The following is a 9,335-nucleotide window of genomic DNA, read 5'->3' on the forward strand; positions in this document are numbered from 1 at the left end:
CAAATCAAGGACCGTTCGTATCAGTAAAACCCGCTATGTGGTTCGCTCCAAACATCTTAATTGATAGGAGTTAGCCAGCTGGCGGTTTATTAATTACTGTTAGCGAGTGACTTAGTCGCGGAAGTTATCGAACTGGAATGATTGGCCAAGCTCTGCACCACGTACCAGTGCCATTACTGCTTGTAGGTCATCGCGTTTCTTACCAGTTACACGAACTTTATCACCCTGGATAGAAGCTTGAACTTTTAGCTTCTCATCTTTGATCATTTTGACGATTTTTTTCGCCACAGCAGTATCAACGCCTTGCTTGAATTCAACATTACAAGCGAAAGACTTACCAGTGCGGGTCGTCTCTTTCTGATCCATAGATTGCGCATCAACATGGCGCTTAGCTAGGTTACCACGCAAGATAGTGACCAACTGGCTTAGCTGGTAATCAGATTCTGTAGTGATTTTTACAACTTCTTTATCCAGCTTGAAGCTAGCTTCGACACCACGGAAATCAAAACGAGTATCTAGTTCACGAGATGAGTTTTCTACCGCATTTCGGATCTCTACGAAGTCGACTTCAGAAACAATGTCAAAAGATGGCATGTGCGTAATCCCAATTGTATGTTGATGTAATTGTAATATAAGTGGGGCCGTCTTTGGCCCTGCTATTGATTTTATTGTTGGCTGCCCACTGCTTCAGAAAGCATATCCAGCATGGTAACAGTATCGTCCCAGTTAATGCATGGATCGGTAATAGACTGACCGTATGTTAGCGCGCATAAATTGTCGGTATCAACTGGCTGGTTGCCTTCAACAATAAAGCTTTCTGCCATGATACCAGCAACAAACTGGCTGCCAGACTTAATTTGTTGGCAAATGTCGGCTGCAACATCAAGTTGGCGTTTGTGCTGTTTCTGGCAGTTACCGTGGCTGAAGTCGACAACCAAGCGGGTTGGCAGGTCGAACGATGCCAACGTATCACAAGATGCCTGGATATCTTCTGCATGGTAGTTTGGCATTTTACCGCCGCGAAGAATAACGTGTCCGTGCGGGTTACCCGATGTGCGGTAGATCGTCATTTCACCGCTTTTCGCTGGAGAGCAGAAAACGTGTGATTCACGAGTAGCACGAATAGCATCAATGGCAATTTTGATGTTGCCGTCGGTACCGTTCTTAAAACCTACCGGGCAGGACAGGGCAGATGCCATTTCTCGGTGGATTTGAGATTCAGTTGTACGCGCACCAATAGCGCCCCAGCTGATAAGATCAGCTAGGTATTGGCCTGTGATCATATCTAAGAATTCTGTCGCTGTTGGCATACCCAGCGCGTTGATATCTACAAGTAATTTACGTGCAGTATGAAGGCCTTTAGCAAGATCCAGGCTACCGTCTAGATTTGGGTCGGATACCAGTCCTTTCCAGCCTACAACCGTGCGCGGTTTTTCGAAGTAGGTACGCATTACAATGAATAACGTATCTTTGTATTTTTCCTGAACGGCACACAGGCGTTTTGCATAATCGATGGCTGCATCAGGATCGTGGACAGAGCAAGGACCAACTACAACAAGAAGACGGGAGTCCTGGCCCGTTAGAATCGCTTCAACTTGACGACGAGAGTGGGCGACATGCTCCGCAATTTCATCTGTGATTGGGTAAGCAGCTTCTACCGCAGCTGGCGTAGGCATAAGCCCAAGGCTAACGGTGCGGAGTTCATCTGTTTTCATTGGCATAGTGTTGCCTATCTCGGTATTACAAAAATTATTGACGCGTAAAGATAGCCCAAAAGTCGGCAGGAATAAACCAAACTTGTGATATCACTTAGATTTTTATTCTAGCGCTTTCTCTTTTACTTCGCCTTTTCACAAGATAGATCAATGATTGCTGGCATTTTACGCAGTGTATAGCTGGTACAAGGTTACACAGCGAGATGAATAACCGTGAGTGGCAATTTGTTCAACCAGCCAAAGTCACAAAACTTTCAGAATACATGCTTGCGTCTTGAGGTTTGAGTCAGTATGTTGGGTCTATGTGAATATCTACCCATTCATTGTGGGTAATAATGGAAGTCGATATACAAACGGAATCACAAGCCTCGTTGCTCGGATCTATCTCTATATTTTCTTCCTGATTGATTAAAACCAAGTTAAAGCAGTTATGGTGGTTTATGACAAACAGCGCTCAGTCAGGTTTACAATTTTCTGAAATTCTCAAGTCTTCAACGCAACTTGCCAGCTTAAAGGCAGAAATCGGTTTGGTTTCTGTCGATGACATTTTGCTAGAAATTGGGATCCATCCTTTTGCCGCAGCGTATCCGGCAGAATTACAGGATGATGTGCAGCAAAAGCTATTGGCGAAAACTAATAACAATCCAGCCGAGTTTTTTGTGGATGCATTGGCACAGAAGCTTATCGCTGCTGCCAAGCAAGCTGATGGGCAGCCACTCAAGGTGCGATTGGCGGGGGCCGATTCCCACCAACGTTATAAATTGTTAGGTTCAGAGCTTGAAACCCAAGAAGTTAATCCCCTCATTGGGAAACGGGGCGTTTCTCGTTGGGCCGATAAAGCGGTTCGGAAAGCTTTTGAACTGGAGTGCGAAGCGATCAAACGTGCGCGCATTGCCGAGGGTATGACGAACATTGAATTGGTCATTCCGTTTGTCCGTACCTTTAGTGAGTCAGCGACAGCGATTGATCTGCTTGCAGAGCAAGGGCTGTGCCGAGGCGCAAACGGGCTTCGTGTTCATTTGATGGCTGAATTGCCAGCCAATGCGTTGATGGCTGAGAAGTTCCTGCAGTATTTTGATGGGTTGGTGGTCGATATTGATCAGCTGGCACAGTTTGCGTTAGGGCTGGATCAGACTCACCCTTCTCTTGAATATCTTCACGATGATCAAAATGAAGCCGTGCTGGCACTCATCGACCATGCTCTGAAAGCGGCTTCTTCGGCGAAAAAACCGTGTGATTTGGTCAGCCATTACATTAGTAAAGCGCCGAACTTACAGTTGTGGCTGCTTGAGCATAATGTAGCTACGGTGATCACGCAGTAAAATAAGAAGGGAAAAATGTCCTAAAAGAAACCCGGCACTCTGAGCAGAGTGCCGGGTTTTTTGTTATCTCAGTAGCCAGTTTCTGAGCGGCGTTTTATCAATAAGTACGACCAGACCGTAGCTTATGATACAGGTCAGAACAAAACGCAGAATGTCATTGGCATAGCCTGTGAAGCCCAGCATCGGCAATAAGTGCATGAGGTAGATGATAATCAGCAGATGAACGAGGTAGATACCCAATACGTGCTTGCTGATATTTAGGCTAACTATCGCTTTGCCAAACTGAGGCCGCTGCTTGAGCATAAAGAAGATGCCTGTTGCCCAGAGCGGTGTACCGGTTAAAAAGTCATGCATATTGAATGGTACGTCGAAGCGGATCAAAAACGCAGCTTCAGCTAAATGCATTCCCATTCCCATAAGGGCAAGCATGAAAGCCTTGCCAACACTTAGTTGCCAACTCTGCTGTCTTATTAGGAAGCCAATTGTAAGCATCAGGGTACTCATGAATGGCCCGTTACGAGTGAACAGCGGCGACTCAATACCGGTAAGTGGCGCATAACTGCCTGCGGCTAAGCCGAAAAGGTAGAGCGTAATTGCGACAGGCAGGAGTAGGTTGAGTTTCTTTGTATGGCAGCAGAATGCAATGATCAACAAACCACAAATCAAGCCCGGAATATACCAAAGATGAACTAAGCTACCTTCGAATAGAGTATTGAGCGGTTGGGATAGCAAGTATTGCCAATAGCCGCTTCGCTCTGCAAGGTAACCTGACTCCCATGCTAGTTGCAGGTTGAATGGCACGAGGAAAATAATCACACTCCAAACCAGCCAAACTTTAAGCAAGGGTAAGCTGTATTGTTTTATGGTGTCTTTAGGTGCGGTTACAAGCTTAGGTGCGATGAAATATCCCGCCATGATAAAGAACAAAGGCACCGCGAATCGGCTGAGCTGATTGATAAGAAGCCCTAACCAAGGTTGATCGTTAATCAATGGGGCTGTCATAAAGAGTTGGCTGTGAATAGCGATGACGCCAAGAAGGGCCAGGAGTCTTCCGGCTTCGAAACTTGCAATACGATTTTTTGACATGAGGCTTGAGAATGGTGGAAGTAGTTGATGAGTGTATCAAGCACAGGGAACTTTAGTTACTCATCTATCAATGCGGCTGAAAAAATTGCGCTCTACGTCAAGTTTCTGTGCTATGAAATAGCAGGCGTTAACACCTGTGCCGTAATGATGGTCAGTTTGAAGAATCTTTACAAATAATGGATTCAAGAAAAGTTTACCAGCAAGGCCAGTAAAACAGTGGATGAGTTTGTTTGTAATACCTGTGTAATAGGCGATATACCATCACAAGGTTAAGTTATTTATGGCAACGTCTGCACCGGATATAGCAATTCGCTAACAGCAAGGATTAACTATGGCTTATTTAACATCGGGAACTTCGCATTAACCTGATCAAATAAACTATATCCACTTGCTGTTAACGATAGAAAATGCGTGGGATCACATATTAGATAACAATATGACATCGATGGCATATTGTTGTCTAAGCTCATTTTTGAAAAAAGTAATTTGTATTGATGACTTTGTTACTACTAGGCGGTAAGTAATATCAGCCTTGTAATAAGGTGTAATAGAAAATGATAGAAGAATGAATAATCATGATGACTGTATTCAGTGGTTATGGAAATTAAATCACCTTTTGATTATTAGAGAATGATATGGATGTGATTTTCTCTCAATTAAGCCTGCCAGATGCGCCGGTTTTGACTGATTCGCGGTGGTGCGACAGTAACCGAAATGATGATAGCCGTTGGCTTAGTCATGTCAACAAAGCATGTTTCGAAGGAAATTGGAGTGTGCTCCCTCTGAGAGGCTTGATGAAACATGCTGGCCAATCACCAATCTTACAGGCTTTTAATTTTGAGGAGACAGCAAGCCCTGACGATTATCAGAATTACCCTGTTCTTCGGGATGAATTTCCTTGCCTTGAGCGGTTTCTACAATTATTCCCTTGCTCTGTTTTGTCTGCGCGTTTAATGCGGCTGGATCCCGGTTCTGAAATAAAGCCGCATCGAGACAGTGGCCTAGATATTTCTAATGGTCAGGCACGTCTTCATTATTGCTTGCGATCCGACCCTGGAGTTGAGTTTATGGTCAGCGACCAGCTACTGAGAATTGCCGAAGGAGAGTTGTGGTACATCAATGCGGCTGCAGAACATGCCGTTTATCACCGAGGTCATACGCCTCGTATTCACCTGGTTTTCGATTGCATTGTCAATGATTGGCTAATGGCACAACTTCAACCAAAGACGGAGCATGAAGAGAGATGAAAGCGCAACTACAGATGGCGAATCACCCCAAAGCCGAGCTCGATTTTGCGGATCCCGCCGTTGATGATCTGCTGAAGTTTTCCATCCGTCAGCAACTGGAGTCCCTGGCGCAGCAACAGTTATCCCTGGCTGAGCGAAAACTGAAACTGCAGCAGAGCTTTACCCAAGCGATGACGGCTGTGCTGACTGACAATGTGACCGTGCATGAGCAGTTAACTGCACTTTTTACCGATATGTACGATCAGGCCATGTTGTCAATGGCGCAGGCGGCTTTGGGCCAAGATGTTCTTACCCGTCAATATGTCAGTGCAACCGGGCTTATTATGTCGCCGCTGAACAGCAGCACTACCATCAAAGATATTTATCGAATACGTGGGTTTGTGCGTGGGTTAGATAAAGCGATCAGAGCCAAGCTCAGCAACAGGAAGCAAGTGCGTTTGCTCTATCCGGCTTGTGGTCCCTTTGCCCCCTTGCTACTGCCGTTGTTGCAGTATTACCAAGAGGAAGGTGGGGTTGACAGTAGCCAGTTACAGGTCGTACTCGTTGATATACAACCTGGCGCTATCCAGTCATTGCACCAGTTGGTTGGAGATCTGAATGTATCGGACTACATCGAAGCCATCGTCGAGGCGGATGCCACTCAGTACGAGCCGCAGGGGGCGATAGACATTCTGTTGCTTGAGGCGCTGCAACACGGCTTTACCCAAGAGGGACAGCTAAGTATTGCCCGGCACCAGGTTCAGTTCCTTAGCCTCGATGGCATCATGGTGCCGCAGTCCATCTCTGTTCAGGCCATCATGGTGCACGGCGATACAGAATTTAACCAGCAGTGGCAGTCTGCGGCCTATACCCATTCCTCCCACCTTTCTGCCCGTGATCAGCGTATTGAACTGGGTGAAATAATGCATATATCCAAATCGTCCTTGTTGGCGATGCAGCCCATTACACTGGCCAATGATATTGAGGTCGTTCAGGCGGGCACGCTGGTGCTACCTGATGGTGTAACTGATATGCCTGAGCGAATTCTTGCGATATATGCGCGTATCCATGCCTTTGGCGACGAAGTGGTTGATGAGTATGACTCCGGTATTACTCACCCCTTACCGGACATGACGTTTTACGTCGATGCCACGCCTTCGGTTCCCGACAACAAGTATTTTGTTGTCCGAGGGGGAGAGAGGGTTGGCTTTTATTATCAATTATCGGGATTGCCTCGGTTCATTCCCGTCAAAGCCTAAGCTAGCAAAAGGATCAGAGCATGGAACGCTTAAACAAGGTCGTCGTTTTTACTACCAGTTGCGTCAGCATCCCCGTTATTCAGTTGCTCGCGAGTCAAAACAGGCTGGCGGGCGTGGTGACGTTATCACAAGGGGATCTCGGTGACAGCCGATTAGTCGGCGATTTGCAACAACTGCGCCAGCAACTGGTACAGGCAAATATTCCCCTGATTGATCTGAACGATACTCGCTTGTTGGCCCAGTTCGATCACTGGCAAGCCAGCGCGGGGTTAGTCTTCGGATTTTCTCATAAAATCGATGCCCAGGTTTGTGACTACTTCGATGGTGAGATTTTTAATCTCCATGCGTCCGATCTACCTGCTTACCGGGGTAGCAACCCCATCTATTGGCAATTGCGCGATAACCTTACCCAAACCCAACTGACTTTACACCGCCTAACTCAGCAGATGGATAGCGGTGAGATAGGCTTGCAAGTGCCGCTAGCGATTCATCCTTTTGATAATCATCAGAGCCTCAGTCTACGCGTGATGCAAGCCGCCCCGCAGTTGGTGGCCGATTTTATCACCGGCTACGAAACCGGTGCCATTGACTGGCGGGCGCAGCAAGGCGAGGTATCGCTGGCTCCGAGAGTGAATGTTGATAATGCCCAGCTTAGTTGGTCCGAGCATACCGTGGCCGATTTTATCGGTGCGGCACGGGCCGGTAACCCCCACCATGGTGGTGTGGCGGTTCATGTCAATGGTGGCACGTTCAATGTCATGCAAATCACTGCCAGCTCCCAGCCGAGCTATGGTTGCGTTCCGGGTACTGTGCTGGCGGTTGATAAAGAAAAGGGGCTGATTGTGGCAGCCAAAGACGGCGCAGTGCGCCTAGATGTGATCGTTGCTCAATCAGGCTATTACAGCGGCTATCAGTTCGCCGTATTTTACCAGCTAGATGCCGGGATGATTTTGGGGTAGGCGAGGCAAACTTCGCCCCCTTACTGATAGTTCACAGTTATGCAGTCGTGGCTATCTCCGACTAAACCAAGGAGAAAGTTGATGGAAGTCTTTATTGGAAGTGTCCATACCGTTGGGTTCAATTTTGCCCCGCGAGGTTTTGCGACCTGTTCAGGCGGGATCATGCCTATCAATGATAATACGGCGCTGTTTGCACTAATGGGTACAACGTTTGGCGGTAATGGCAGATCGGATTTTGGGTTACCGGATTTACGTGGCAGAAGTGTGGTCGGAGTAGGGTCCGGTCCCGCACTATCCACTATCACTTGGGGTATGCGTGCTGGAGATGAGACGACACAACTGGGGATAAGTCATCTCCCTGTCCATAATCATGCCGCTGCTTTTACACCGGATGGTGGCAGTGGCGGGGCGGTAGAGGTGTATGTCCAGGCTTCGAGCAAGGCCGGAGATACCTCAGCAAAAGACGGGAGTTACCTGGCAAATGTAGCCTCTGGGCCAACTATGCAAAATGCGTATGCTTCTAATCCTTCACCGTCTGATTTGGTAACCCTTTCAGGTGTATATGCTACGGGTGGAGGAAGCGCATCCGGAACGGTCACCGTAGGAAATACGGGAAGGTCAATTCCGTTCGACATTCGTAATCCATATCTTGGTATGTATCAGGTGATTGCCACCGTCGGGGTCTTTCCTTCGCGTAATTGAATCTGAACATTGAGTTACAGGGTTTGCTTCTGGTGAACGTTGGCTAAAAATCATGGAAGAACAACGGAAAAATAAACAACAAAGCCACAGGGAAGTGGTAAAGGAGAGGGTGGGTTATGTTTGGGTACAAGGGATTGCTGCAACCGGCAAGGGGATTAGGACTATTATTGTCGGTTTCCTTCTCTGGCCAAGTATTGGCAGAGGTGATTGAAAATACCCCGGGTCCGGAGACGGATGGATGGGCTTTGCAGGGTGATTTTTCAGCTAATTTTTCAGACATAGGGCAAACATTTTCTCCTACAGAGAGCGGCCAGGTGGCTTCTTTGGCAGTGGTGGGTAATTGGGATCGCGGAGTAGACTGTACCCTCACCTTTTATGAGTACTCGGGCTCTGCCCTTGGTGCCCAGGTCGGCAGCAGTGGAAGTGTTCGCATCACCGATAACTGGGTGAACTATGATGACTTTGTCTTTCAGAATATTGATGTCAGCGGATTGAACATCGATGTCGCTGCCGGCCAGCAGTATGCGTTTGTATTTTCCTCCTCCTCCTCTAACTGTCATTCTCTAAGTTATTCTTTTCCTGATGCCGGTGGTTGGACTGGAAGTGAAGAATTCTATGCCGGGGGAGGAGGGTATTTTGATGGTGCTGTTTATGACGACTTTGACTTAACCTTCAGACTGACAGTAACACCCTCGTCGGTCGGTAATACAGCACCGACCATCTCGGGCACCCCGGCGACCAGCGTGCAGCAGGATGCTAGCTACAGCTTCACGCCAGTGGCCAGCGATATCGACAACGATGCATTGACCTTCGGTATTGACAACCTGCCGTCGTGGGCGAGCTTCAACACCGCCACCGGACAGCTGTTCGGTACACCGACTAACGACGATGTCGGCACTACGTCGAACATCGTGATCAAGGTGAGCGACGGCACGGAAACTGTCAGCCTGGCGGCGTTCAACCTGGAAGTCGTGAACGTCAACGACGCACCGACCATTTCGGGCACCCCGGCCACCAGCGTGCAGCAGGATGCCAGTTACAGCTTCACGCCAGTGGCCAGCGATAT

Annotated in this window: 9 protein-coding genes; 6 read left to right on the plus strand and 3 right to left on the minus strand. The window is 47.8% G+C overall.

Annotated elements, in window-relative coordinates; genetic code table 11:
- Positions 1-111: 111 nt before the first annotated feature.
- Together R2X38_RS26400 and R2X38_RS26405 are read right to left on the minus strand one after the other, a co-directional pair.
- Entirely contained in the window at positions 112-594 is a 483-nt protein-coding gene (locus R2X38_RS26400) for a YajQ family cyclic di-GMP-binding protein (protein WP_317525325.1), read from the minus strand.
- A gap of 71 nt (positions 595-665) precedes the next feature.
- Positions 666-1,721 carry a 3-deoxy-7-phosphoheptulonate synthase gene (locus tag R2X38_RS26405; protein ID WP_317525326.1) on the minus strand — a complete coding sequence of 352 codons (1,056 nt, stop codon included), beginning with the start codon at positions 1,719-1,721 and terminating at the stop codon, positions 666-668.
- A gap of 434 nt (positions 1,722-2,155) precedes the next feature.
- On the opposite strand from R2X38_RS26405, the gene R2X38_RS26410 reads away from it, so the two are divergent.
- Entirely contained in the window at positions 2,156-3,037 is an 882-nt protein-coding gene (locus tag R2X38_RS26410) for a putative PEP-binding protein (protein ID WP_317525327.1), read from the plus strand.
- Between the two features lie 63 nt (positions 3,038-3,100).
- On the opposite strand, the gene R2X38_RS26415 is transcribed toward R2X38_RS26410, so the two are convergent.
- The gene (locus R2X38_RS26415; RefSeq protein ID WP_317525328.1) at positions 3,101-4,123 is read right to left on the minus strand and encodes an acyltransferase; all 1,023 of its coding nucleotides are present in this window, start codon (positions 4,121-4,123) and stop codon (positions 3,101-3,103) included.
- A gap of 635 nt (positions 4,124-4,758) precedes the next feature.
- Here R2X38_RS26415 and R2X38_RS26420 point away from each other — a divergent pair.
- The 5 genes from R2X38_RS26420 to R2X38_RS26440 all read left to right on the plus strand — a co-directional run.
- Positions 4,759-5,370, plus strand: coding sequence for an aspartyl/asparaginyl beta-hydroxylase domain-containing protein (locus R2X38_RS26420; protein WP_317525329.1), 612 nt, complete (start codon positions 4,759-4,761; stop codon positions 5,368-5,370).
- Entirely contained in the window at positions 5,367-6,608 is a 1,242-nt protein-coding gene (locus R2X38_RS26425; RefSeq protein ID WP_317525330.1) for a hypothetical protein, read from the plus strand. Before R2X38_RS26420 ends, R2X38_RS26425 begins: the two co-directional genes overlap by 4 nt.
- Before the next feature lie 20 nt (positions 6,609-6,628).
- Positions 6,629-7,567 carry a methionyl-tRNA formyltransferase gene (locus tag R2X38_RS26430; RefSeq protein WP_317525331.1) on the plus strand — a complete coding sequence of 313 codons (939 nt, stop codon included), beginning with the start codon at positions 6,629-6,631 and terminating at the stop codon, positions 7,565-7,567.
- A gap of 81 nt (positions 7,568-7,648) precedes the next feature.
- Positions 7,649-8,269 carry a phage tail protein gene (locus R2X38_RS26435; protein WP_317525332.1) on the plus strand — a complete coding sequence of 207 codons (621 nt, stop codon included), beginning with the start codon at positions 7,649-7,651 and terminating at the stop codon, positions 8,267-8,269.
- 116 nt (positions 8,270-8,385) lie between these two features.
- The coding region (locus R2X38_RS26440; RefSeq protein WP_317525333.1) for a putative Ig domain-containing protein at positions 8,386-9,335 on the plus strand (950 nt) is incomplete at its 3' end.

It is taken from the genome of Photobacterium rosenbergii (genome assembly GCF_033022775.1).
GTDB lineage: Bacteria > Pseudomonadota > Gammaproteobacteria > Enterobacterales > Vibrionaceae > Photobacterium > Photobacterium rosenbergii_A.